General features: G+C 54.6%; 16 protein-coding genes. 4 read left to right on the top strand and 12 right to left on the bottom strand.

Features of this window, described 5'->3' with window-relative positions:
* Positions 1-18: 18 nt before the first annotated feature.
* Positions 19-8,613, bottom strand: coding sequence for a glycoside hydrolase family 94 protein (locus tag RGQ30_RS10435; RefSeq protein WP_338284390.1), 8,595 nt, complete (start codon positions 8,611-8,613; stop codon positions 19-21).
* A 218-nt stretch (positions 8,614-8,831) separates the two neighbouring features.
* Complete coding sequence (locus RGQ30_RS10440) at positions 8,832-9,899, bottom strand: putative solute-binding protein (RefSeq protein WP_130555977.1); 1,068 nt, start codon at positions 9,897-9,899, stop codon at positions 8,832-8,834.
* Between the two features lie 100 nt (positions 9,900-9,999).
* Here RGQ30_RS10440 and RGQ30_RS10445 point away from each other — a divergent pair, with 100 nt between their 5' ends.
* Positions 10,000-11,031: an AraC family transcriptional regulator ligand-binding domain-containing protein gene (locus tag RGQ30_RS10445; protein WP_130555976.1), complete on the top strand. Its 1,032-nt coding sequence runs from the start codon at positions 10,000-10,002 to the stop codon at positions 11,029-11,031.
* 127 nt (positions 11,032-11,158) lie between these two features.
* Positions 11,159-11,542, top strand: a complete 384-nt coding sequence (locus tag RGQ30_RS10450; protein ID WP_130555975.1) for a hypothetical protein — start codon at positions 11,159-11,161, stop codon at positions 11,540-11,542.
* An 88-nt stretch (positions 11,543-11,630) separates the two neighbouring features.
* Here RGQ30_RS10450 and RGQ30_RS10455 read toward each other — a convergent pair whose 3' ends face one another.
* Together RGQ30_RS10455 and RGQ30_RS10460 are read right to left on the bottom strand one after the other, a co-directional pair.
* Positions 11,631-13,046 (bottom strand): OprO/OprP family phosphate-selective porin, encoded by a 1,416-nt coding sequence (locus RGQ30_RS10455; protein ID WP_338284391.1) that lies wholly within the window; start codon positions 13,044-13,046, stop codon positions 11,631-11,633.
* A gap of 179 nt (positions 13,047-13,225) precedes the next feature.
* On the bottom strand, positions 13,226-14,218 hold the full coding sequence (locus RGQ30_RS10460) for an AraC family transcriptional regulator ligand-binding domain-containing protein (RefSeq protein ID WP_130555973.1): 993 nt from the start codon (positions 14,216-14,218) through the stop codon (positions 13,226-13,228).
* A gap of 139 nt (positions 14,219-14,357) precedes the next feature.
* Between RGQ30_RS10460 and RGQ30_RS10465 the strand changes: the two genes are divergently transcribed.
* Positions 14,358-15,248 carry a fatty acid desaturase family protein gene (locus RGQ30_RS10465; protein WP_130555972.1) on the top strand — a complete coding sequence of 297 codons (891 nt, stop codon included), beginning with the start codon at positions 14,358-14,360 and terminating at the stop codon, positions 15,246-15,248.
* Between the two features lie 22 nt (positions 15,249-15,270).
* Here the strand turns inward: RGQ30_RS10465 and RGQ30_RS10470 are convergent, their stop codons facing one another.
* From RGQ30_RS10470 to RGQ30_RS10505, 8 genes are all read right to left on the bottom strand, one after another.
* Complete coding sequence (locus tag RGQ30_RS10470; protein WP_130555971.1) at positions 15,271-16,896, bottom strand: methyl-accepting chemotaxis protein; 1,626 nt, start codon at positions 16,894-16,896, stop codon at positions 15,271-15,273.
* A gap of 108 nt (positions 16,897-17,004) precedes the next feature.
* Positions 17,005-18,192, bottom strand: a complete 1,188-nt coding sequence (locus tag RGQ30_RS10475; RefSeq protein WP_130555970.1) for a carbohydrate porin — start codon at positions 18,190-18,192, stop codon at positions 17,005-17,007.
* Positions 18,193-18,338: 146 nt separating this feature from the next.
* Complete coding sequence (locus RGQ30_RS10480) at positions 18,339-19,100, bottom strand: SDR family NAD(P)-dependent oxidoreductase (RefSeq protein ID WP_130555969.1); 762 nt, start codon at positions 19,098-19,100, stop codon at positions 18,339-18,341.
* A complete protein-coding gene (locus RGQ30_RS10485; RefSeq protein WP_130555968.1) occupies positions 19,097-21,388 on the bottom strand; it encodes a molybdopterin-dependent oxidoreductase in 2,292 nt (763 codons plus the stop codon). Before RGQ30_RS10485 ends, RGQ30_RS10480 begins: the two co-directional genes overlap by 4 nt.
* Before the next feature lie 96 nt (positions 21,389-21,484).
* Positions 21,485-22,051: a TetR/AcrR family transcriptional regulator gene (locus RGQ30_RS10490; protein WP_130555967.1), complete on the bottom strand. Its 567-nt coding sequence runs from the start codon at positions 22,049-22,051 to the stop codon at positions 21,485-21,487.
* Positions 22,052-22,160: 109 nt separating this feature from the next.
* Positions 22,161-23,024, bottom strand: coding sequence for an alpha/beta hydrolase family protein (locus RGQ30_RS10495; RefSeq protein ID WP_130555966.1), 864 nt, complete (start codon positions 23,022-23,024; stop codon positions 22,161-22,163).
* Positions 23,025-23,030: 6 nt separating this feature from the next.
* Entirely contained in the window at positions 23,031-24,017 is a 987-nt protein-coding gene (locus RGQ30_RS10500; protein WP_130556948.1) for a cyclase family protein, read from the bottom strand.
* A gap of 53 nt (positions 24,018-24,070) precedes the next feature.
* Positions 24,071-24,952, bottom strand: coding sequence for a DMT family transporter (locus RGQ30_RS10505; protein ID WP_130555965.1), 882 nt, complete (start codon positions 24,950-24,952; stop codon positions 24,071-24,073).
* A gap of 114 nt (positions 24,953-25,066) precedes the next feature.
* On the opposite strand from RGQ30_RS10505, the gene RGQ30_RS10510 reads away from it, so the two are divergent.
* Positions 25,067-25,957, top strand: coding sequence for a LysR family transcriptional regulator (locus RGQ30_RS10510; RefSeq protein WP_130555964.1), 891 nt, complete (start codon positions 25,067-25,069; stop codon positions 25,955-25,957).
* The last annotated feature ends 6 nt before the right edge of the window (positions 25,958-25,963 follow it).

A 25,963-nucleotide genomic window follows, 5' to 3' on the forward strand; every position in this document is an offset into this window, starting at 1 on the left:
TTGAAAGTCGCTTGATTACTACACCGAAAACCGCTTGATGCGTATCAACACCTTGTGTGGCAGCCCATCGTCCACCAATGGAATTCCCACTCCCTCTACAGCGATCCCATCCAGTTCGATAAGTAGTGCTGCGGCCTCATCAAGCACTTCAATTTGAAGGCGATAGGTGGTTTCACGATACCGATAGTCGATTGAATAAGCGGTCCAGTCGGCGGGGACACAAGGTTCAACTCGCAGCATCGCCCCTTCTGCACTGGTCTGCAAGCGCAAGCCCAGCAGCGATTCGATCACCAGCCTGTACATCCAGCCCGCCGAGCCGGTGTACCAACTCCAGCCGCCACGCCCGGTGTGCGGGGCCACGCTGTAAACATCGGCGGCAACCACATAGGGTTCGACCTTGTACACCGCCACTTCATCGGCTGTTCGAGCATGATTGAGCGGATTGATCAGGTCCATCACCTGCCAAGCGCGTTTCGCATCTGCTTGTGCTGCGAATGCCATGGCTGCCCACACTGCTGCATGGGTGTACTGCCCGCCGTTTTCCCGCACACCAGGCAGGTAACCGGCAATGTAGCCAGGGTCGGGACCCTGTCGATCGAATGGCGGGTCGAGCAGACGCACCACGCCGGTATTGCCCTGCACCAACCGTGCGTCGAGTGAATCCATCGCCCGACTTGCCCGATCAGGGCTGGCCACGCCGGACAACACCGACCAGCTTTGGGCAATTGAATCGATCTGGCATTCCACACTGCTGCTGGAACCAAGGGGCTGGCCGTCGTCAAACCAGGCACGGCGATACCATGCGCCATCCCAGGCGTTGGCTTCAAGCCTTTGTGCGAGAAGGCTGCGCTCGGTTTCACAGCGATTGGCAAACACCTCGTCACCACGGGCGCGTGCCAGAGGGGCGAATTGCCGCAACACGTCACAGAGGAAGAAGCCGAGCCACACGCTTTCGCCTTGACCGTGATGGCCCACGCGGTTCATTCCGTCGTTCCAGTCGCCGGCGCCCATCAAGGGCAAACCATGCGCGCCGAAACGAAGGCCATGCAACAAGGCCAGAACGGCGTGGTCGTATAGGCTGGCTTCCTGACCGGAACGGGCAGGCAAGTCGTAGTAAGACTCTTCATCGGCACCCAGCACCCGGCCTTCGAGGAACGGCACGCGCTCCTCGAGCACACCGGTGTCGTTCGTGGCCTGGAGGTAGCGGCACAAAGCCAGTGGCAGCCACAGGTAATCGTCGGAAATCTGGGTGCGAACGCCATGACCTGAAGGTGGGTGCCACCAGTGCTGCACATCACCTTCCGGAAACTGTCGGCTGGCGCAGACCAGCAGGTGTTCACGCAAGGTATCCGGGCTGGTGTGCACCAGCGCCATGGCGTCTTGCAGCTGGTCCCGAAAACCGAATGCTCCGCCCGATTGATAAAAGCCGCTGCGGGCCATCATGCGGCAACCCAGGGTTTGATACACCAACCAACCATTGGCAAGCAGATTGATTGCGGGGTCTGGCGTTTTGACTTGTACGGCACCCAGTGTATGTCGCCAATGGGCGTTCACTTCCTCGAGCGCGTGCCGTGTGGCTGCACTGCCGCGAAAGCGGCGCACCAGTTGAGTGGCTTCATCAAGACTTCTGCCCATTCCTAAGCGAAAGGTAATTTCGCGGGATTGCCCCGGCTCGAGCCGAAGCATGACCTGAATGGCCGCACATGCGTCGAGCGCAACACCGCTGCGACCCGAAAGATGCGCGCGCCCCATGGCAGCAGGCCTGCGCAAGGATCCATTTCGACCGATGAATTCATCGCGGTCGCAGGTCATGGTGGCGTTTGAACGGTCGCCTTCGTCAATGTCGAGAAATGCAACCCAGTTGCCGAACTGGTTGCTGTAACGGTTGCGAGCCAACACCGCGCCGGTGTCGGTGGCAATTTCAGTACACAGGTGGGGCGATGTTTTGGCGCGCATGTCACCCAACACCCACTCGACATACGATGTGGCGCTGAGATTTCGCGGACGTGTGCCCTGGTTGGTGAGCACGAGTCTTGAGAACTTCACGGCTGCATCGTTGGCAACGAATACAGTCAGTTCGCTGTGAATTCCGAACTCACTGTGTTCAAAGACGCTGTAGCCAAAGCCATGGCGAGTTGTAAACACAGACCCTGCCCGGTCATCGGGTTCATCGTCGCGTTGCGGCAATGAGGTGGGATGCCAGACGTGGCCGGTGTCTTCATCGCGCAGGTACAACACTTCACCACATTCGTCAGTCACCGCATCGTTGTGCCAGGGTGAAAGGCGCAGTTCATGGGCGTTTTCGCACCAGGTGTAGCTGCTACCTGCATCGGTTATCACAGTGCCAAAGCGCGGATTGGCAATGACGTTGGCCCAGGGGGCGGGTGGACGCGATCCCGCAGGTGGCGCGACGATGTATTCGCGACCATCGGGTCTGAAACCACCCAAGCCGTTGTCGAATAGCAGTTGGGGACGTGATGGCTGCGCGGTGGCGGGTGCAGGTAGTGGCATTCTTCGTGTGATTTCCAGCGCGCGGATACGGCGCACCGGAATTCGTTTGCGGTCCACCTGTTCGGCAAAGGTGCCCAGCCTGTCGCTGATGATCGCGCGGGCAACCGACTGCAGCAAAATGCGGTCTTCAAGCGCAATGTGTGCGGCCTGCCGCACGAAGATACCACCGGGTCTGTCTGACTCACGGGATTCAATGCTGCCCGCAATCAGCCCCAGTATTTGTTCATGCAAACGTTGGCGGTACACATCGCGTTCTTCATTCCAGATAACCAGGTCAACCGCAAGCCCTTTCAATCGCCACCACGCATGCGCCTGCACCAGTTGGTGAACCAGTTGAATGTTTGCGGAATCGCTTAGCTGCAACAGGACGATAGGCAGATCACCGGAAATTTCATAACCCCACAACCCGGATTGGGCGCGGCGGTTGCGCACTAGCACACTGGCGGCTGCACGCAGTGCAGGCTCGGAATACATGACGCTGTTGGCCAGGCGGGCATACAGTTGGGCGTCTGCTTCGGTGGCGTTGATTTGTCGCAGATTCACCTGGCTGTGGGTCCAAGCAAGTTCAAACACGCGGTCGGCGAGATGCCTGTCCCGGTACTTGTGGACCAGCGCGACACAGGCTTCGCGGCTTTCAGCAACACCATACACAAGGTCAATGGTGGCAGTTTGATCAGGTTCCAGCGTAATCACGCAGCGAGTGGCCAGCACCGGATCAAGCACTGCACCCGCAGTGCCCGACAAGGGCCCGCTTTTGCGCAATGCTGCAGGAGATTGCAAACTTCGCCCACGACCAATGAAGCGGGCCCGATCGGTTTCATGCGACACCGGCCCTGACTTGGCGCCATGAGGGGCCACGAGATGAAACATCCAGGGTTGTGAATCGTCGTTCGATCGGGGGCGCCTTGCACAAAGCAGCGCTGCAGGGTCCTTGAGAATCTCGGTTTGCAAAAACAGTTTGCTGAAGGCCGGGTGTTGTGCATCAGCCGCCGCGGGGCTCAGCACTGGCTCGGTGTAGGTGGTGATTTCGATGGTGCGGCGCGTGGCACTGAGGTTCGTCAGTTGGAGGCGACGCAGCTCGATGTCGTCTTCGGGTGAAACCACGATTTCCGTGTAGGCCTCAATGCCTGCATCCTGTCGACGGTACTCGGCACGGCCTTCAGAGAAAATGGTTTCATCCAGGTCAGGCTTTCGCCGCGTGGGCTGATGCATGCTTGACCAGAAACTGCCGGTTTCCACATCGCGCAGGTAGCAGAAGCTGCCCCACGAATCAGCGACGGTGTCTTCGCGCCAGCGGCTAATGGCCAGTTCTTTCCAGCGGCTGTAGCCCCCACCGGCATTGGTCAACATCACCAGGTAACGACCGTTCGAGAGCAGTTGAACCTCGGGTGAAGGCGTGTGGGGTGTGCGCATGATCCGAAGCGGCATTTCGATGTTGGAAAAGCTGGCGCGATCAAAAATACGCTCGCTTGTTTCATGAAAGGCAATGGCTTTGGGAATGCGTTCCTGAAGCAGCAGCAATGTCGCGCGCAGTTGCGGATCAAACCCGAAACGCTTTTGCATGGGCTGATCCAGCAACACATGGGCCAGTGCCAACAAGCTCATGCCCTGGTGGTGCACCATGTAGGAACGGACCACTGCACACGTTTCTCCACGCCGCAACCGCAAGGGGGTGTAATCTGCGGCTTCATAGTAGCCAAACAGCCCAGCCAAACCTTCACCGGTCAACCGCTGAAGATTGTCTGCCGCCGCCGCAGGGTCAACCATCAAGGCCAGCACTGTGGCATACGGCGCAATGACCATGTCCTCTCCCAGCCCCCGCTTGAGTCCAAGCCCTGGAACGCCGAATGCGCGGTACTGGTAGTTCAGGTGCGAGTCGGTGAGGTTGTACCCTGACTCCGACACGCCCCATGGCAGGTTGCGCTTGTTACCGTAATCAATTTGACGCGCCACGGCACCCCGCATGGCTTCTTCCAGCAGGGTGTTGTCGAAAGTGGGCATCACCAGCATGGGCATCAGGTATTCAAACATGGAGCCACTCCAGGACAACAACACCGCACGGCCCGCTTGCGATGTGGCGTGGCGCCCCAACGCAAACCAGGCTTGTTGCGGCAGTTGGGCCTGCGCAATTCCAATGAAAATAGCCAGGCGCGCTTCGGACGCAAGCAGATCGTAGGATCCGGTGTCGCGACGGCGTTCATCCACGTTGTAACCAATTGCGAGTAAATGGGAAACCGGGTCGTACAGAAACCCGAATTCCATTTCAGCCAGTTCGCCTGCACGCTGCGCAAGCTTGCACAACAGCATGCGGCGATCCTGGTCAAAGGCGTTTGTATCAAGTTGCAGGAGTTCATCCTGCGCCGCCGCGCACTGGCGAACCATCGCGCGACTCCACAGCAGTGCTTCATCGCCGGCAGGTGCGGCTTGGATAAGCTTCGCATGAACCAGCAAAGCGCAATTGTGCAGATCAGCCAAAGCCTGGGCAGCAGGCCGAGTTCCTGTTTCTGCATCGGCCGGAAACGCTTCATCCAGCACGGTGGCCAGGCGCACAAGCCCATCCGGCTTATTCTGTGTGGTGGTTTTCCGCAGCAATTCCAATGTGTCGGTGATCCCACTGCGCAAACGATCAAACCGCAGGGGGGCTGCGGCCAACATCAACAGACCCGCACGCAGGGTCAGCAGGTGGCCAGCCAGGTTGCCGCTGTCCACGCTGGACACATAAGCCGGGCGAAGCGGCTCCAGTGTGCGGGTGTCGTACCAGTTGAGAAAATGTCCGTGGTAACGCTCGAGCTTGTCCATTGCATTGAAGGTGGCTGAAGTTCGCTCGATGAGTTGCCCCTCGGTGAGGTAACCGAAGTCGCGTGCGGCCAGATTGGCCAGCAGCGACAGACCGATGTTGGTGGGCGAGGTGCGGTGCGCCACGCGAAGCTCCGGTTTTTCCTGCATGTTGTCGGGTGGCAGGAAATTGTCTTCAGCCGTAACGAAGGTTTCAAAGAAGGCCCAGGTGCGGCGAGTCAACTCGCGCATTTGAAGCACCTGTTCCTCATTCAATGTGGTGCGGGCATGCACCAGTGGCTGACTGATCCACCACACGATGGCTGGAGAAAAAAACCATGCAAGAAGCGGCAACGAGGCTGCTGCAAGTGAATCGGGTTGCCAACCAACCAGCCCCAATGCCATGACGGCAGACAATGCAGGGGCGACCCACATTCGGCGCACTGTGCGTAAAAAATCCTGCGCTGGCGACTGGTGGTTTACACGCGCGGCGTTGGCACTGGGTTCCCATTCAAGCAGGCGACGGCGCGAGCCATGCAAGCGCCACAAGGTGCGTGCTATCGCATCGGCACTCACGCAAGCCTCAAAGACAAGACAGGCCAAGGAAAGGCCTGCCTGGGCAAGGCTTCGCAACAGCGATTGAAGGACAGCCTTCAGGTGTTGCTGTATTGGCAAACCCGTTGGTTTGTGAACCAACTCGGTCAAGGGTCCGAGCAAAGAGGGCACAAACAGGACTGCGCTGACTACCAATGTCCACAACCAGGCTGGCTGCAACGCGGTCCATCCCAACGCAAAGCAGGCCACCAGCGCAATCGGTACAAGGCTGCGCCTGAGGTTGTCGAGTATCTTGAATCGGGACAATGCGGACAGCGGGTTGGGTGCACGCCGCACGCGCGGCCACAGCCAGCTGATGACCTGCCAGTCGCCACGGATCCAGCGATGTCGACGTTTGATGTCGGCGTCGTAACGTGTGGGGGAATCTTCAACCAGGTCGACATCGCTCAAAAAACCGCTGCGGGCGTAACACCCTTCAAGCAGGTCGTGACTCAGCACCAGGTTGTCTGGAAACTGACCAGCCAAAGCCTGCTCGAATGCGTCAATGTCGTAGATGCCCTTGCCGATGAAGGAGCCTTCGCCGTACAGATCCTGATACACATCACTGACTGCGCGGGTGTAGGGGTCAATGCCGGAATCGCTGCCGTGCAGGCGACCATAGCGCGTGCAATTCGCAGCCAGCAGGCTGACGCCTACTCGTGGCTGCAAAATGCCATAACCTTCCACCACGCGTGAAGCATTGGCCTCAGCTCCAAATCGTGGCTGGTTAAGCGGGTGCGCCATGGTACCGACCAGTTTCCAGGCCGCATCACGCGGCAACTGGGTGTCGGTGTCCAAGGTGATGACGTAGCGCACACCTTGCAGTTGCGCCGTGTTGCCCACCACTGCAGCGAATTCACGACTGCCACCACGCAGCAAGGCATTCAATTCCCCGAGTTTGCCGCGTTTGCGTTCGCGCCCCATCCAGACGCCTTCGCGTGCATTCCATCGACGTGGCCTGTGAAACAGAAAGAAACGGCTGCTGACTTCTGTTTCATCTTCTGCAGCAGCATACTTGGCGTTTAATGACTCAACGCCGGTGATGGCTGCGCGCAAAAGGATGTCATCGCCTGGCGCCTGTTCAGCGGTGTAATCATGAAAGTCAGTCAGTAAACCAAATTGAAGCTGGGTATCTCGATTGGCAAGAAAGCGCACCTCGAGGGCCTCGATGAGTGCGGCCACGCCCGCTTCGCTGTCAAGCATGGTTGGCACCACGACCAAGGTACGTGAGGCAGACGGAATGCCGAGGGAGAAATCCATTCGAGGCAGCGGTTTGGGCACGGCAAACAGGGTCACCACCCAGTTGACCCAGGCTACAGCAAGGTGGCTCGCGCCCAGTAGCAGGGCAGCCCCGACGACCCACAACAGCCCACCCGACAGCCATGGCATGGGTGCCAGCGAGTTGGCCCAATAAAGTGCCAACACAGGAAACAGGATACTCAGGGTGATGATGCTGGTGCTGAACCATGCCAGTGGATGGCGGATAAACAGACGCTGCAGGCGTTGCAAGGCATGAAGACCGCTACCTGACATTTGTTCAAGGGCAAATCGCCCTGGGCCGATCAGGTGATAACCCACGTGCGCTTGTCGCGGGCATTGCGTCGGGTCTGCATTTGCTGCATCGCGTGCTGCGGCAATCGCGGAGTGGGCGACATTGTCTTCGTTGGCATTGGTGTCGCGGGCAATTTGTTCAATCGCATGGCGATAGGTGTCGCGCGTGGCAAAATCCATCGCGCTGTAAGTGTTGGCAGGGTCAGTGCGCAGGGTTTTGTCAACGGTTGACAAACTTTCAACAAAGGCTGACCAGTCGGTGGCGGCCAGCAAGCGCAAGCTGCCAATGCTGTTGCTGACGGTGACCTGGTCTGCTGCCTGTTGTTGTGCCTCAAGTTGTACCAGTTGATCGGTGGTCTGGTTGATTTCAGCCAGCCTTTGCTCAAGCCAGCTCAAGGGCATGGCCAGCGCGGTGCTGTGGCCATGCAGACGGCGAACCAGTTCGGCCACGAAGGGTGGGCTCATGGACGGATCAGAACGCGTCATGTCCGCCACGACCAGGATGAGTCCTTTGGGCTCGCGGTGGGCGACATCCAGCATGCGGTCTGACCATTTCGCAGCCAGATTGCGTTCATCGCGGCTGGCAGCCACTGCCACCGCAACTCGCCGCAAGTTTTCAATCAATGCCAGCCTCAGCATGATAGGAATGGCCCAAAGTTCGCCCAGGCGCAAAGGCTGCACCTGCTGGTAGGCTGCAAAAAAATGGGTGAGGCTGCCAAGCCCCAACTGCCCATCGCCATGCGCCACCGATTCAATGGCCAGGTCGTAAACTCGGGGAAGACCAGCGCTGGGGCCCGTACTGAGTCGTGGTAACTCGCGGCTGTAGCCTTTTGGCAGGTGACGTTCGGCCGTGCGGATTTCTTCTTCAAACAAATGAATGTTGTCCAACAACCATTCGGCGGCAGGAAACTGTGGCCCCTCCCCTTTGCTGAGCCGACTGCACGCGGAGAGCAGTGCCCGGCGATTGTCCGCCAGGCGGGGCAGTAAACGATCGGCCTGTTGAGTCAATGCCGCGACATGGATGGATGCCAGTTGCCATCCATGGCGCTCCATCTGTGCTGCAGTAAAAAGCTCGGCCCGCAATGGGGCCTCACCAGTGACTGCATCGTCAACTGCAGATTCTGGCGAGTATGCGGCAAGTGCCTTGAGCGAGGACAACAGAGCGCGAAACCGCGCCATCATCGTGGGCACAGTTGAATGAAGATGTGGCTGACGGGTAGATTGATTGCTTGAATACTTCGATGGCTTTTCATGTGGCAAATGGCGCGTGTATTTTCCTGTGAGACAGGAAAATGCGCCGATTCAGCCTTGCCGTCTGTGCGCTAGCGCACATAGATTATTTTTACAGTAGATGCGGAGAAGTAAACCCCTGCCGGCCAGCAGGAGCTTACAGACAGTTATCAGAATGTTTTGCTGTCTGGGGTGCACTCCGAATCTGCGCGGTTGATGGAGCAACGCAGTTTCTTCAGGATGGTCAAACCCTGCTTGTCGTAGATGCCTTGGTCCATGATCGTCCCTCGACTTTCCCGCAACATGATGGTGTACTTGATCATGTTTTCCGGAGTCAGATCACTCCATGTTTTTTCAGGAATTGTTTTTTCCGCGCGCAAAATCAACTTTAGTGCACGGTCAAATTGACCGCTCCAGTACTTGCGAGACTCCAGACCGTAGTTGGCCGGAAATTTGCTGGTGTTGATCACCATCTGGTAGCTCAAAATCACAATTGGGAACCGGTTGATGGCCCCTTTGGTTCCGATTCCACGGTAAAGCTCAAGAGGCTTGTAGGCAGCGGCAGGCGCGGCAATCATGTCGACCACGCCATTGTTGAACTTGCTGGCGAAGTTGGTGATGTCGGCTGAAACCGGTTGCGCACCGATTTTCTGAATCATCACGGCTTGGGCCTTGTCATAATCAAATGCGGCAATCTTCTTGCCTGCCAGGTCTTCCACCGTTTGAATTTTTCGGTCGTTCAATACCGGGTAGGCGGTACCAAATGGAATGATTCCAGCGATTTCATAACGACCATTGGTCGCTATTTTGGTGGATGCGGGCGATGCAAACACCTGGATGGCGCGCCTGACCACTTCATAGCTTGCATCCATATCCACTTTGCCGTCTTTCACGATTGAAGAGGCGCCAAGCGAGTCGATGGCTGCAGTTGTGGAGTTGAATTGCCGTGTGCGGAAACCGGTTGCAAACACCGCATCGCATTCACCCGCAATGAAATCCTGGGTGGCGATTCGTTCATCGGTGTAGGCATGCAAAGTCAGGTTGGCTCCCCAGGCTTTGGATGCGACCACGTAATCTTTGGCCATCGCAAAAATATCGCCGGCAGCGCCTAGCAGGTCATAAACGCAAAGTTTCTGGCTGCCCTGCTGGGCCTGTTGGGCCTGTGCGGGCATGCTCAGGCCACTGGCCAGAAGCGCCAATGTAGCGACAGCACTTCGAACTCCGATTTTTTCCCACATCTGATGTCTCCTCTATTTTGTTTTATGTTTTTTGATTATCACATTGTGGAAAATATATACTCTTGACTCATCGAGACAAATTTTTGACTTTTCGAGACAAATGAAACACTTGTTACGATCAACAGCATTGTTGGGTTTTCGGGAAGTCTCGAATCATGCGGGATTCAATGCGGATCAAATCGCTGACAAATTCAACCTGAATCTGGATTTGGCTGAACGCGACAACCAGTTTGTGTTGATGGAAGATTTTGTTAAAATGCTGGAGTACGCGGCAAGGCTCAAGAATATTCCGGACCTGGGTTTGCAAATGTCCCCTTACCACGACCTGAGCATTCTCGGCCCCCTGTCCCTGGTGATCAGCAACCTGCCCACCGTGGGGCAGGCTGTCGTGTACGCGGCCGAACACATTGACGTGATGAGCCCGACCATCCTGATAGAAACCTACCCGGACAAAACAGAGAACACAGTCAGCAAAAGCCACACCTGGATTTCAATTTCAATTGATCTGGACAAACCAGCGCCCCACACACAGGCCTTGGACGTTTGCCTGGGTAATTTGCATCGTTTCCTCAAGATTCTCGCAGGGAACCATTACCAGCTGGCGAAAGTGATGGTGCCGCACGGTTCAAGATCAATCGCACCGGTGTACGAACAGTTTTTCGAGGCGCCTGTTTTTTTCGAACAGGACCACGCAGCCCTTTTGCTGGCCAACTCTACATTTGAAGGTCGACTGGACAAACCCAATACCGAATTGAGCCAAATTGTAGACCTCCACATTCAAACCCACTTCAGAAACATTCGGGGATCATTCACTGCGCGCACTGCACAGGTCATTCGCAAGGTGCTGGGTCGGGCAAGTTGCAACAAGTCGGAGGTGGCCAAGCTGCTGGCCATTCACCCGCGCACCTTGCAACGACACCTGCTGGATGAAAACACCAACTTCGATGAGATCAAGACCCGTATCCTTTGCCAGGAAGCACTGCGGTATTTGACACAAAGCCAGATACCCATGGCCCAGCTTGCTTCCATTCTGGGGTTTTCGGAGCAAGCCACGCTGGTCCGCTTTTGCAAGCGCAACTTTGGCAAGTCACCCACCGAAATCAGGAAAAATGCTGAATCGCTGGACATGTAAGCCACATTGATTCATCCCGCATTCATTTTTCTTTAACTGAAACAAACGTGAAAATGCCCGTCCACTGTTGTCCAATGGGTTCATGGAATACGCATGAACAAGCTTTCAACAGTTGGAGAAAAATGAAATGAAAAAGGCAGTTGTCATTGTTGCACTGGGTGTGTTTACTCCCATGGCTTTTGCCAGTGCAAATTGGGAATCAAGATACTGGGACTATGCAAACTCGGTTGGTGACGGAACCCCGTTAAGCCAACATGAATGGGGAGTCCGCAACGGATTCATCAAAGACAATTCACTCAAGGAGCGAATCGTGCTGAGTCAAGAAGATCAGGCCGAGATCGCACGCATGAACACTTTTGGCGATGGAACACCCGCAGTCGAAGTTGCGCTGAGCACCGGACCAAAAAAAGCATTGACCGCTTCAGAGGTGGAATACATCCGCTTCACCGACAGATACGGTGATGGCACTCCACCCTCTTACCAGGACTGGAAGGCTGCAAAACAGAAATAACACAGATTGATCTGTGGATCTGTAAAACCGGCGCACCTTGATCAAGATGCGCCGGTTTTTTCATGAATAACACCCTTGCAAACCGGATTCAATAAACCAGTTGTAACCGGGTCATTACCACCTGTTCCTCTTCTCGGTCACGGCCGCCGCTTGCGCCACCAGAGAAGCGGGTAGAGTTGAAATCGACAGACCATTTCAGGTTGTGACTGAGGTGAAAGTTTGCGCCCAGGCCATAGTTGAACGCCTTCCGCGCGGCACTGTCAGGGTCCGCCAGTCTATTGGCCCCACCTTGAAACGCTCGGTCATCAATATCGAGTCCTGAAACCCGGAATGCCAACTCTACAGCGGTGCCTTTGGTGCCTTTACCCAAGTCAACACCCCTGAACGAGATCGGCTCACCAGTGGGTACCCATGACAGGGTCAGGTCGTAGCCGGTGTTCTTGATCGAACTTTCCACATTGTTGCGCGTTAACTCCTGGTCTGAAAAACCGTATTCAGCCACCAATCCGAAGTTGTCCTTGAAATAGGTCAACTGCGGGAACAGCCGGCTGTGGGTACCCGTGGGAGCAACACCCGCTGAATAGGCAAAAAACTCTTCCTGCGCGGCGGTTCGATATCGGGCCAGGGTGTTGGCTACCACGGCCGTGTTGCCCTGAGAACTTTTTTTGCTGCCGTAGGTTCCTGACACCCCAAAACCAAGGCCTTTCAGAGCACTGTCGTGCGTCTTGAATGGCTCAGCAAAAATCCTTGCTTGAATTTCCTTGCCTGCGTCATCGCGTACCGACACGTCACGACCATCGGCCGCGCCATTGAACAATCCAAGTACCAGGCCAACTCGCCCATCGGCCAGGCTGGAATTCCACGACACACCCAAGTCACGATTGGGCGCAAGCTCGTTGGCAAGCCCACGCTCGATCAATGGAAGTGCTGTGGCCACACGGAGTCGATCAATACTGACTGCGGTTTTCTGCTTGCCAACGCGAAGATATCCCTTGTTGCCCACAGGCACATCCGCAAAGGCATCCAGCAGGGAAATGTTGGCGCCCGTGCCATTGCCACTTAACTCCGGTACGATCCGGAAACCCACGCCGGCAAACTTCCCGGAGAAAGTCGGCCGCACGCGCCGCAGCAAAAATCCGTCGTCAAGAGCCGCACCGGTTGCACTGGATCCCGAGGCGAAAAACCGCCCGTCCATTTGCAACATGGCGCTGAAGCGAAGTTCATTGCCATTGTCAGGATTGAACAATGCATAGCCACCATCGTTGGTGACCTTCACTTGCGGCGTCGGTTTCGCGGGCACCACTTGAGTGGTTGAGGTGGGTTCTACTGGAGGCTGGGTTTGCTGTTGGGCCAGCAAGCGGCTCTCCAGTTCAAGTATTCGTCGCTCAAGTTCCTGAAGCCGCTCACTGTCGGCGTGAACATTCGTAGTTTGAAACAGGGTTGCAATCAGAACACTTAACTGGAGTGTTCTGGACGGAAAAGCGAAGGAGTATTTGTTTTTCATTGTCTTGGCTCGAGTGGTTGGGACGCACATCATTACCAAGACTTCAGAAAATGAGAAATAAGAAATAAGTCTTTGTTAATACTGGATTTTAGTTAACCTGAACTTAATTCGACATTAATTTAATTTTAATAAAAATCACTGTTTTGATTTAATGCGACCTGCCCGAAAACTCCGCAAACTCAACGCGAATTGAGGCGGCGATATTCCCCCGGCGAACATTGATACCACCGACGAAAGGCACGCGTGAAACTGGCTGTATCGCCGTACCCCAGGTGCAAGGCCATTTCATCCAGTTTCATTTGAGTGGACAGCAATTGCGCAGCAAGTTGCTTGCGTTCCGCGTCAAGAAGATCACTGTAGTTGGTGCCCTCCTCAGCCAACCTGCGCCTCAGGCTGCGAGGTGAAAGCGACAATGAGTGAGCAACATCTTCCAGTGTAGACACCAGGCCCATCGACCCCAGGAGAATTTGGCGAACCTGGCCAGTCAAACCTTCTACCTGTCGCTGACGCAACTGCCGGGTGCATTGCTCCTCAAAAACCCGCAGCAAATGCAGATCACAAGTTGGCAGTTGCAACTCGGCATGGCGCCGGTCCAGGAGTATTGCGTTTCGAGAACAACCCGTGTGAGGACGAATTCCAGTCAGTTCCTCAATGCGTTGAACATGACTGTCAGGCAAATGCTGAAATTCAAGGCGTTGCACAGGCACACCATTCAAACCCAATTCCCGCAGCAAACTGAACGCGGTACCCATGTCACGCTCCAGAAGGAAGTGGCGCAAGTGCTGGGCAATGTCATCCGGGTGGGCTGCAATACCAAAAGACGATTCCGTGTTAATCACGGAAAACCTGCAATAGGCTGTGCTCAACGGCAGGTATCGAAGTGCTGTTTCTACGGCAGCGGCCAATGTTGGGCTGGTTCGGATGGCAAAACCCCAAATACCAAACGTGGACACGTTGTACTGCATGCCAAGCTCAAACCCCAGGGCAGGCAAATCCGGCAGACCCATGATCATGTTCTCGAGCAATCGCATTTCCTGGCTGCGCTGCAACCAGGTGTCTGAACGTGTCAGATCTTCAAGCTCCACCCCAGTGCCGAGCAAACAACCTTGCCCGTCCAGACCAAAGCGTGAAGCAAAATTGACCATGACCTGGGCAATTGTTGCCGGGTGCATCAATGGGGATTCCCGCAAACCTGACTCCTCAAAAACCGTTTGGCCTGAAATGCCTGTATCAAGACCTGAAATGCACTGTCTGAATTGACACAAACGCGATAAATTTAAAGCATCCGAATAAAACATCCAAGAGACAAAGATGCAGGCGAACCTGAACGAATTGAACCGGGAAGCGATTGAGATTTCGAAAGAGTATACGGGCGAACTGGCCTGGCTCACGATTGGCCTGACCGCTTTTGTTTTGGGTGCAATGGGGCTTTTGCTGTGGCTTTTCACAACAGGAAGCGTGAGCCTGTGGTTGGCCATACCGTTGTATGCGGTGTTGACTTACATGTCTTACACGCCATTGCACGAGGCTGTGCACAACAACATCCACGGCAAACAGGAGAATTTGAAATGGGTCAACGACCTGTGCGGTTACCTGGTCGCCACCTTGATCATGGTGCCCTACTCCACCCACAAGGTTGAACACTTCACGCACCACCGCTACACCAACCAGCCCGACAAGGACCCTGATTATGTGGTCAGCAACATGCGCCACGGGCTGCTTTCATTCATCACCAGTGGTTTTCATTTCCTGTGGGTACAGATCACCTTCCTGTTTCGCGACTACTGGAAAACAGCCAGCCTGAAAGACCGCAGCATTTACCTGGTCGAGATTTCTTTCACGATTGGCTGGCGCGTGGCATTCGGCCTTTGGGTGGGAACTGAACAGGTGGCTTGGCTGTTAGTGGCCGGTTACCTGATCGGTGCATTTTTCACAGCCTACTGGTTTGCCTATCGACCCCACCACCCCTACGACAATTCAAGCCGCTATCAGAACACCAACAGTTTGATTATGCCCGGCTGGATGAAACCCCTGGAGTGGTTCTGGTTGGGACAAAACCTGCACTCCATTCATCACTTGTTTCCCCGTGTGCCGTTTTATCGCTACCACGCGCTACACGACAAAATCGAACCGATTTTGCGTGCACATGGCACCCCGATCATTGGAATATTCAGCAGGCAAAGCGTAAAGTCATCCAGATAAGATATTGGGCAATGGGGTCCATTCAACTCGCAACCCGAAAACGAGCAATCTGCCCTTCGAGTTGATTGGCCACCCTGGAAAGATTTTTTGCCACATCAGAAGTCTCCTGGGCAACCTGGTAATTTTCTTCCGAAACCACAGCCACTTTTTCAATTGACCTTGCGATGTCCTGGCCCGCGGCATCCTGTTCACGCAGGCTTTCAGAGATGTGAGCAACGGCCTCGGCCGCTTGGCGCACATGTTCGGTCACACCTGAAATTTGAGTGCCCACTTCATCTGAGATTTGCATGCCCAAATCAACACGCTCAACCCCATTCTGCATTTGCTCCACAGCGATCTGTGTTCCTTTTTGAATCGACTCGATAATCGAACCGATCTTCAGGGTTGAGTCTGCAGTTCGCTCTGCAAGCGAGCGCACCTCGTCAGCAACCACGGCAAAGCCACGCCCCTGTTCCCCGGCCCGCGCGGCTTCAATGGCAGCATTCAAGGCGAGTAAATTGGTCTGCTGTGCAATACCGCGAATGGTTCCGGCAATGTCGGAAATGCCTTTGACCTGCGACTCCAGCTCAACCATGGTTTGCGCAGACTGTTTGACCACCGTTGAAATAACTCGCATTTCACTGGCCGCTTTGTCGGTACTGATACCCGCCAACCTGGCCAGGCTGAGCGAACTTTTTGATGCATCGTCTGCCAACTGGGCCTGCGATGAAATATTGGCAACACTGACCGACAACTCCTCCACCGCAGCGGCCACAGAGCTTGCTGCATCGCTGTTGGCCTGTGAAGAAGCGAGAGTGGTATCTGCCGCCTCGGCCAGATGGGTGCTGGAAGACAACAGCTCTTCGGTAGATTGGCGTACACCACGCACGATATTTTGCAGCGACTCCATCAAGGCATTGAAGGCATTGATGACATCTCCAATTTCATTGTTGTATCTGTTTTCTGCGCGCAAGGACAAATCACCCTGTTGATCAATTCGTGTCACAGTTTTAACCAGTGCATCCAGGGGCTGGCCAATCGACTTGCCCAAACGGCGCACAATCAGGAACACGCCTGTCACAGCGAGAATGACCAGACCAAGCACTACAGCCAATGCAACTTCCAGTACGGTACGGGACGTCGACTTTGCCGAGTCAGCCTGCGAAGCCAGGCTGTCTGACAGCTTCTCCATGCTCTGTTCAAGCGACTCGAAGTCCGCCATGAACTGTTCCCATTGCTGGTCGGTGGGTGTAGCGCCCGCAGCGTCTCGGGTCATTTGCTTTGCAGAAGCCACGTAGCGCTCGGCCACCTTGATGACTTCGTCCATCTCGCGGATCAAGCTGCTGTTGTCGGTATTGCTGCGGTTTTCGCTGAGGTTGTCCATCAAGCGATTGCCATGTTGATCCACAGCATTCAGCACTTCGGCCTTGCCAGCCGAATCGGCCATCAACTGCAACTTGATGGCTTCCAGTACATCGCCGCGCAAGGCGTCGTGCATCATGTCGGCATCCATTTGGGTTCGAACCGCTTCAGAACTGGATGTGAGTTTGTTGATCGCGCTGTTCAACTCAAGCATGGCAGTGGTACTGCCTGCACCAAGCACCAGCAGGATACCCAAAGAAAATACCGCATTGAGTTTCAAGAGGGACTGAATGGACTGTCGTTTCATGGGGATGCAGGCTCAAATGGATCAAACTTCAGATTACCCCACCCGGGTGAAACTCAATCCAAGGCTATAAGGCCAAAACAGGGCTCAAATAGATAATTCGAACAAGAATCAAAATTTAACAGTGCTTCGCACACCCCATACGCGGATTGAGGGCAAAGTGGAATCCCCGCCAGGTGATTGAATTCTCTGAAAATCAGCAGACAACCACCAGTTCCCTGACATGGCATGGGAATACAGCAGCTCCATGCTGCGTTCTGTGAATGCTGGCGCACCATTGAGCACCGATACAGAGTCAGGCTGCAGACGACCAATGGCCAGCCCAATGTGGTCTTCGGGAAGTCCCCACAGATTGCCTTTCTGCTCCACGCCATAAGTAAGCGCTCGGTCAAAGCTGCGTACTCCCCGACCACCATAAGACAGGCGAACGAACACAGCCAGATCTTGCCTGATCTGCTGATCACCTGAAAACCCCCAGCCCGCCTGCTTTTCAGGCTGCGCAGTCAACACATTCTCCGCTTTGGGATTCGTCCAGTAATAGATCGCGGCTGAACCTTGCAAGCCGGGGAAAAGCTCGCCAAAACGGCGCAGTTGGACAATCAGGAACGGGTTGCTTGGCGATTGATCCAGGTTGGTTCCGTTGCCTGCACCAAACGCACCCAGTGACCATATCCAGTTGGCTTGATCTTCGTGTTGGGTTTGATATTGAACCAGCGCCCCCGGAGAAAATCCGTTTTCATCGATCCCGTAATTTCCGCCGCTGTCCAGCAGGGGGTTGTGTACAAAGATGTTGTTCATGAATTTCATGGACTCATCGTGCGCCAAATCACTGTGATCGAAGAACACAGTGGGATCAATTTTTCCGGCAACAACACTCAAGCCTTTGACAACCGAATCAAGATCAAATTGGAGCCAAGCCTGGGCGAGCACTGATTTGATGTCATGAAGGTGATTGTCTGATCCGGCAAAGGCTGTTGTATTCACAGCGCTGGTAAAAACCGGGGTATTGATCTGCAGGCCAGACCCACTGCCTGTTCGCAACTGACCGTAAAACCTGCCTGGCAGTTGGCTGAATTCACGTTGCAATTCAAGGTCCAGGCGCGTGTTCAATTGCCTTCGCTTGGAAGAATCCACCATGTCAGCACCCGACAGTCGCTGACCGACCACTGTCCAGCTGCCACCCCACTGCCACTCTGAATTGGCTGGTTCTGCGGGAGGCTCAAGAGGAGTCTGCGCATGGGCCATTGCAGTAAAAACTGCTCCCAGGCTTAAAAAGACATTTCGAAAAATCAGACTCACTGGCGGCTCCCGTTTAAAACAATGTCACAAAAACCTGTGACAGGTACCGAGAGATTATCGATGAGCGCTCAAAATCACATGGTCGGAATTAAGTGGTGTTTTGGGTCGATCAATTTCGATTCAACTTGCCATCGCCTTTTTTTATATCAAAACTTTTCCTTGAATGGACGCAAATCCAGTTCCTGGGTCCAGGTCGAAGGGTGTTGCTGGTGCAACTGCCAATAAATGTCGGCAACGGCCGCAGGCAAAAGCGTGCCATGTGTGCCCTTCGACATCAGATAGGCCTTGCCAATGCCACCAACAGCACTGGAAGCGCGGTCGCCGTCCACTACGCCATCCAGCACCACGTGGGCCACGTGAATGCCCTTGGGGCCATATTCCCGCGCGAAAGACTGGGCAAAACTTCGCAAGCCAGCCTTGGCGGCTGCAAAGGCAGCAAACTGGGGGCGCCCGCGAAGGGATGAAGTCGCCCCTGTGAAAATCAGGCTGCCCTGCTTGCGTGGCAGCATGGCTGCAACAGCCTGCTGAGCCACAATAAAGCCACCCTGGCAACAGACACGCCACATGTTTTCAGCAACGTCGGCAGTGACGTCTTTCAAGGGCACAGGCATGTTTTTCTCGGACGCATTGAACACCACAACTTCCGGTATGCGGCCCGCATTCCGGATTTGTTCAAACAGTTCAGCGACACTTTCCGGGTTGGTGATGTCGGCCACAAGCGATTGGTAATCCATGCCTTGCGCAACAAACCGCCGACTTAATACATTCATTTTTGCAGCGTTGCGCCCTACGCCATACACAGGCAAACCTTCTTGTGCAAACTTTTTGCACAAGGCACCGCCTACGCCATTTTCAGCGCCCACGCCCACCACCACGGCACAGGGTTGAAGTTGTAATGTTTTCTTCAAGCTGCAACCTCTTTGATTGTTTCAAGACGAACGGGAATCAGCTTGTGATAAGGTGTTTTACTGAAGGGCTCACACCAATCAGAAGCAGACAACCTGTTCAAGGCTGGCCCCTGTTCAGCACCACCCAGAAAACGCTGCCCGTAGCCATGTGGCAAGGTACACACACCAGGCCGTACAGTGTCATCGGGCTCAACCACTGCCTGTACCTCGCCATTGGCTGACTTCACGATCAGGCTGTCGCCTTTCAGCACGCCAAGCTTGGCGGCATCGTCCGGGTGCAAGCGCAGAAAACCGTGTTTATCGACCTTCCGCCATTCCGGATTTCGGTAAATCTGGTTGGCATTGTAGGTGCGCCGCTCGCCCGCCATCAATGTGAAGGGATAGGCCTGCGAGGTGGATTCGGTGATGGAAAGATTGCGCAAAGCGTCCAGCATTTCAGGCACTGCAAGGTGAATTTTCTGATCGCGGTTGGCCACAAGTTGCCAAACTTCATCATAGTCGTGACGGCTCATCACCGCGCCGCTTGGGCTGTTGATCAAGCGCTCGAACAGGCCTATTCCCAGCGTCAGCTTGCTGCCTTTCACGCCAGCCCGGCGAACCGCCTTGTCATACCGGCGTGCGTAATCCATGCACAGGGGCAGGAGAAATGCAGCCGCATCAGGAGTATCGCCTTCCGCAGTCTTCAGTGTGGGCCCAAGGGTGCGGTAAAGAATGGAAGCCGCAAATGGAAATTGCTTGGGATTACGCGCCAGCAAACCCACAAAAGCACCCAGAAATGGCAGGTAACGTGAGGCCTTGGGCTGAAGTTTTGCAATCCGTGTCAACCACGGATAGGACTCAACAACGCCCATTTTTTCAAGCAAACGGGTGTAAATCTCGGGCTCGGGCAGGCTGTCCGCCAGGGGTTCGAAAATCGGCTTGCGCAAGTGAAAGGCATTGACCGGAAACTCCAGGTTAAAGCCGGTGCATTCCCATTTCTCCAGTTGCGAACTGGCTGGCAGCACGTAATGTGAAAGTGCTGCAGTTTCAGTGAGGGCCACGTCAATCGTGACCAGCAAATCCAGAGATTGAAATGCCGCTTCAAAGGCCTGCGAATTGGCCCAGGTCAACACCGGGTTGGCGCTGTCTACAAACACGGCGCGTATGCGGTTTTCACCCGCCTTCAAAATTTCATCCGGCAGAATATTTGGCGGGTAAATTCCAGCAATTGGCATCATGCCGTGATAAGCCGTGCGCTTGAGTTTCTTGCCCTTGATCTGCTTGCGCTCGTCGGTATTTCCCAGGATGGGTAACAACATGGTGTGCAGGTTGTTCGTACCCTGTTTGCCAAAGTGGCCACACACCAGGTACAACATTTTTTCCAGGTAACCGTTCAAGGTGCAATTCAGGGTCTGTTGAATACCCAAATCAATTCGCACACATCCCCGCTTCGCCTGCGCAAAACCACGCGCCACACTTTGGACGGTGTCCAGGGACACATCGGCAGTTTCACAATAGGCCTTCACTGGAACCTTGCGGAACACGTCCAGCACCTCTTGATAACCCACGGTGCGTTGCGTCAGGAAGCGTTCGTCCATCAGGCCTTCCTGCACGATGACACCCAGAATGGCACTCATCAAAAACGCATCGGTGCCCGGTTTGATTTGAATGAACACATCGGCCATTTCGGCAGTCTCGGTGCGCCGTGGGTCGATAACCACCATGGTGCGGTTGGGGTCATTGCGAATGTGCTTCAAAGTGTCGCGGGCATTGTGAATGCCATGCGCCTGGTAGGGGTTGCACCCGATGAACAGCACATAATCGGAATGCTCCACGTCTTCCGTGGTGTGGCATCCTTGGTTGCCAAACAGGCGGCCGTTGACCCAGAAGTCGCCCGTTTTTTCCTGCCCCAGTGAGTTGTAGGAATAGCGGCTGCCCATGGCTGCCATCAACTGGCGACTGTAGGCGCCGCCCAAATGATTGCCCTGCCCGCCCCCACCGGCAAATGCAAACGCATCGCCGCCGTGCTTGTTCTTGATCTCTTTCAGGCGAGCAGCTATTTCGGTCAAGGCCTGGTCCCAGCCAATTGCTTTGAACGTGCCATCCCTCTGACGTTTAAGCGGTTTGGTCAATCGATCCGGGCTGTTCTGATAGTAATCAAGCCTGGCCGCCTTTTGGCAAATGTACCCTTGTGAAACCGGATGCGCAGGATCACCCTTGATTCGGCGAATGTCGCGGCCTTCCTTTTCAACAGTGAGGCCGCAATTTCGACTACAAAGAATACAAGCGGTGGGGTGAAGTTGAGTCATGGTAGCAATGCCGAAAGTAGGATTTTTAATTAGATAACGAACACTATCCAATTAAAAAACCAAGGTCAAGCGCAATTCACTGCAAAAAGCTGAGGTTTACTTCAAATGACCAGGATCCATTGCAGCCAAGGCTTCACTGCATGCACTCAATACTGCCTTTTGTGTGGCGGGGTTTGCGCTTGCCCTGGCCAGCGACACCGCGCCCACGGCCATTGACAAGGCTACCCAGGCTGTTTGTGGATCAGAAATACTGGCCAGCACGCCGTGCAAATCGGTCAGGCCGAGATCAAACTGTTGCCTTGTGTCATCGCTGGCGCGCGCCACTTCCGCAGACAGTGCAGGCAACATGCAGCCGCTTTCAGGATGGGCCAGGTGCAACAGGCTGAGATACTGGGTGGCAATTGCCGTCAGGGTGGCCTTGCGATCGGTATCCGGGCCATCGAAAAACAGGGCACGGGTTCGGCCCAGTTCGTACTGAACCACGGCCTGCAACAATTCTTCCTTGCTGCCGAAATGTTTGTAGAATGCGCCACTGGTAAGGCCTGCAGCCTTCATGAGGTCGTCCACACCCGTGGTACCAAAACCGCTTTGTTTGGCTTTGGCCCCGGCATTTTTGACAATGCTGCGAATGGTTTTTTCCTTCTGCCCGGGTGTGTAGCGCATAGATGCCTTCAATGGATAACGAGTGTGATCCGTTCCATTATGACAAACAATCGGGAAAGAAACACCTGTGATTCAACAGGGACATGAACAAACATGCAGACTCAGCGATTCAGGCAAGTTCCTTGATTTGTGCCAGCAGCAAAGGCCAGACTGATTGATTGCGTGCGCGAAAAAGATCGACGTGCCCCAATGTGTCGAGTCCAATCTGGTTCGGATCGATAAAGATGCGTTTCTTCTTGGCCACTTCAAACAAGCGCATGATGTCAAGGACATTTTCCTTGGTAGCGATTTCATCGTCTGCTGCGTGCAAGAACACGATTGGCGCTTTGAACTGCTTGTACCAATGATGCGGAATTTCACCATCAAAATCATTTTCGACATACCCGGGGCTGGAGCACCATTTGGCCCATTGCAAGCCAACCGCTTTGGGCAGGTTTTCCCCCCAGCCCAGTTTTTTGGCAGGAATGTATCCCAACAACATTGCGCTGAGCGGTATGACGCAACTCAACATCAGTTTTGCTGCTGTTCGCTTGTCCTGCCGAATGTTTTTTACATAACCCGACGATGCAGCCACTGCGAGCACACCACGCAGTCGGGCATGGTTGTGCATGAGACCAAACAGCTGCCCACCTACACTGTGTCCGATCAACAAAGCGGCTTTTTGGCCCGTCAGCGCCAGAAGAAAGTCCAGTGCAGCCGGCATGTCGAGCAAACCCCAATCCTGCTTTTTTGCTGTCGAGTGTCGAACATGCGACTCGGCAAGAGACCGCCCAATGCCACGGTAATCAAACACCAACACCGAGAAGCCCTGCTCACTTAACCAACTCGCAAAGGAAAAATAAAAACGCTGTGTAATCCCGGTGGCAGGGCACAACAACACAGCCTGATTGCCCAAATCCTGCTGCGCTGGAAAAAAGGTACCCGCCAGATTTTGGCCTGAAGCAGGAATTTCTACTTCGAATGAACGATTCATGCTGGTTTACCTCGCAGGTGCGGTGGGATGAATTGGAAACGCAATCGGGCGCATTGGGGATCCGTCTGCACCCTTGAGCTTGAGCGATGCGCCAATGAATGCAAACTCGTAAATGCGGTCAGCTGCCAACTCCTCAAGATTGACCAACTCAAGAATGAATGCACCTTGCTGCGCCAACAGGTAGGTGTGCACCGGAACATAATTGCCTTCCACCTCTGAGGGAAATGCCTCAAAGCTGAGGTTGTCTGCGCCCAGCACCATGGCACCACCCTCTTCCACCAGGTATCTGGCAGCCTCAATTCCCAGGCCGGGGGAATTCTGCATGTACTTTTCGGCCTGCGAAAATTCCTTCATTCGACCTGTACGTATCAACACCACATCGCCGAGCTCGAGTTGAACATTTTGGTGAATAAGCGTGGCTTGTATATCGGCCTTGGTAATACGATAACCATCGGGCAACATGTCGAGGCCTTTGGCCGCGGGAATATCCAGCAACAATCCCCTCGCGACAATGGGCGGTATGGTCTCCGCACCTGTTTTTGTCCAGCCCCGATCGCCCAGGTGTGTCTTGGCGTCGAAATTGTTCCAGATCTTGCCATTCAATCCAAAGTGGTTCAGCGCATCGATGTGCGTCCCGGTGTGGGAGTACATTGAAAACGCCGTCCCGGTATAACTGACATGATCATTTTGCCTGTCGCCCACGCCTAGGGGATCATCGACCTTGGTACCGTTGGGTGTATGAGTCATCCAGATTTGATATCGCGGATCGCCCGCTGCATGCCAACCGGGCATGCCGATGAAATAGTCAACTGAAAGGTCATACACCTTTCGTGGATCAATCCTGGCCATCAGATGTTGCTGTGTCTGTGCACTCATCAGGTTAAGACGACCTATTTCATCAGCAGGACCCCACGGACTCGTTCCCACTACGGCTCTCCCGCTTATCGGCAGGGTTTGATGTGCATGTCCCGGCCCCGCCTGGACCCCGGGCATTAAAAGAGCAAGTCCACTGAACACAATTGCTTCCTTTGCGATTTTTAAGAAATTCATTTGATTGCCTCGTTCATGATTGGCATTGATGACCTTGAAACCAGAAAAACACCGCCAGCGATCAATGCCGTGCCTGCCCACACCCACGGTGAAGGGTGCTCGTTGAAAAACAAAGTTCCGATCACAAGTGAACACACTGCGATCACATACCCCAACTGCCCAACAAACACCGGAGTTGTTCGTCGCTGTAACTGGAAACTGAGCAGGTAGAACAGTCCCGATGAAACAGCAATACCGGCCACACTGGGTCTGGCTGCGAGCTCGGGTAAGCCGATTGGAGCCGACATCCATTGAATCGGAAGCAGCAGCAACCACTGCGAGGTCAACAGGCCAGCAGCCATCTGAACAGGCTGACCATCGGCGGGCCAAGCGCGAGTGCGATACACATTGCCCATGGCGAGAAACAGGGGAGAAAGGCAGGCGAGCAGAACCCAGGCCAGCATGTCGGGGTTGGGCAAACTGCTCTTTGGCAAGAGAATAGTCAAAACTCCTGCAAACCCGGCGAGGAGACCGAGTACGCCAGCCCACCGGATTCGCTGCCTGAAAATCAAGACCACGAGGGCGACGGTCATCAGGGGTGAAAGAGACGCCACCACGCCAACCAGGCCTGAAGGAATGTGGTTCAACACCCAATAGGTGACCAGGTAGGGACCTGTAAAACCCAACAGGCCGGCCGACAGGTAATAGCGGACATGTGACCAGCGCAGCAGCGGGAACTGGCGCTTCCAGAAGGCAACGGGGAGCACGATGAGCACGCTTCCGCTGATTTGCCAGAACATCAGGTCAAGACCATTCATACCAGACTGGGTCGCAGTTTTCCCCAATGCATAAATGATGGATATCAGCAAACCACACATCAACAACAGCACCATGTTCATTCAATTCACCCCGGTATTTGCAAAGTTGCAAAACATGGATGCAGTGTATTTGCCTTTCAAAAATTGATAATCTAGGCGATCAGCAACATATTGTTTCTCCAGGAGCAACAATCCATGAGTCAACTGGCAGACATCAGCGTATTTGTAGAGGTTGCAAAACGATTGAGCTTCACCGCGTCCGCAACGGCACTTGGATCCACGAAATCGGCTGTCAGCAAGGCGGTTTCCAGACTGGAAGAGCGATTGGGGGTCAAGCTGCTTCAAAGAACCACGCGCAGGCTCAGCCTCACAGCAGAGGGGCAGCACCTGTTCAGGAAAGCCAGCGACGCGCTGTCGCAACTGGCCGAAGCCGAACAGGAGGTGACAAGCAATCAGCGTCAGATTCGGGGAAAAATCCGCCTGGCTGCACCGATGTCGTATGGCTTGACCACCCTGATCAGTCAAATCCCCGATTTCATGAGCAAACACCCACAACTCACAGTGGAGCTACACCTTGAAGACAAAATTTCAGAGATCGTTGGGGAAGGATTCGATGTGGCCATCCGGATAGCAGAAATGAAGGATTCCGGCCTGGTGGCCAGAAAACTGGGCGAGATCGAACATGTCACGGTGGCTTCCCGCCACTACCTTCAAACACACGGGATTCCCCGGCACCCGGATGAACTTCGCGGGCACAACTGCCTCATCTACACCTACCGGGCATCACCCCGCCAATGGACCTATCTGGATGCTGATCAGAATGAATTGATCGTGAATGTACAAGGGTCGTTTGAATCCAACAACAGCCTTGCAATCCGCGAATGCTTGCTCAAGGGTCTTGGCGTGGCTTTGATTCCTGCTTTTGTTGTGCGGGAGGATGTGCAAGCCGGACGCCTTGAAGTGGTGCTCGATGACTATGGCGGACTGACAAGAAATCTTTATGCGGTCATTCCGGATCGAAAACACATCAGCGCCAAGGCCAGGGCCTTGATTGATTACCTGAAATTATCAAACACCCTGGCTTGAAGGGTT

Source organism: Limnobacter thiooxidans (genome assembly GCF_036323495.1).
Classification (GTDB): domain Bacteria; phylum Pseudomonadota; class Gammaproteobacteria; order Burkholderiales; family Burkholderiaceae_B; genus Limnobacter; species Limnobacter thiooxidans.

Bases quoted from the DNA above. Each gene is read 5' to 3' on its own strand.
- RGQ30_RS10435 (WP_338284390.1), bottom strand. From the start codon at position 8,613: ATGATGGCGCGGTTTCGCGCTCTGTTGTCCTCGCTCAAGGCACTTGCC.
- RGQ30_RS10440 (WP_130555977.1), bottom strand. From the start codon at position 9,899: ATGTGGGAAAAAATCGGAGTTCGAAGTGCTGTCGCTACATTGGCGCTT.
- RGQ30_RS10445 (WP_130555976.1), top strand. From the start codon at position 10,000: ATGAAACACTTGTTACGATCAACAGCATTGTTGGGTTTTCGGGAAGTC.
- RGQ30_RS10450 (WP_130555975.1), top strand. From the start codon at position 11,159: ATGAAAAAGGCAGTTGTCATTGTTGCACTGGGTGTGTTTACTCCCATG.
- RGQ30_RS10455 (WP_338284391.1), bottom strand. From the start codon at position 13,046: ATGAAAAACAAATACTCCTTCGCTTTTCCGTCCAGAACACTCCAGTTA.
- RGQ30_RS10460 (WP_130555973.1), bottom strand. From the start codon at position 14,218: ATGCACCCGGCAACAATTGCCCAGGTCATGGTCAATTTTGCTTCACGC.
- RGQ30_RS10465 (WP_130555972.1), top strand. From the start codon at position 14,358: ATGCAGGCGAACCTGAACGAATTGAACCGGGAAGCGATTGAGATTTCG.
- RGQ30_RS10470 (WP_130555971.1), bottom strand. From the start codon at position 16,896: ATGAAACGACAGTCCATTCAGTCCCTCTTGAAACTCAATGCGGTATTT.
- RGQ30_RS10485 (WP_130555968.1), bottom strand. From the start codon at position 21,388: ATGACTCAACTTCACCCCACCGCTTGTATTCTTTGTAGTCGAAATTGC.
- RGQ30_RS10490 (WP_130555967.1), bottom strand. From the start codon at position 22,051: ATGCGCTACACACCCGGGCAGAAGGAAAAAACCATTCGCAGCATTGTC.
- RGQ30_RS10495 (WP_130555966.1), bottom strand. From the start codon at position 23,024: ATGAATCGTTCATTCGAAGTAGAAATTCCTGCTTCAGGCCAAAATCTG.
- RGQ30_RS10500 (WP_130556948.1), bottom strand. From the start codon at position 24,017: ATGCCCGGGGTCCAGGCGGGGCCGGGACATGCACATCAAACCCTGCCG.
- RGQ30_RS10505 (WP_130555965.1), bottom strand. From the start codon at position 24,952: ATGAACATGGTGCTGTTGTTGATGTGTGGTTTGCTGATATCCATCATT.
- RGQ30_RS10510 (WP_130555964.1), top strand. From the start codon at position 25,067: ATGAGTCAACTGGCAGACATCAGCGTATTTGTAGAGGTTGCAAAACGA.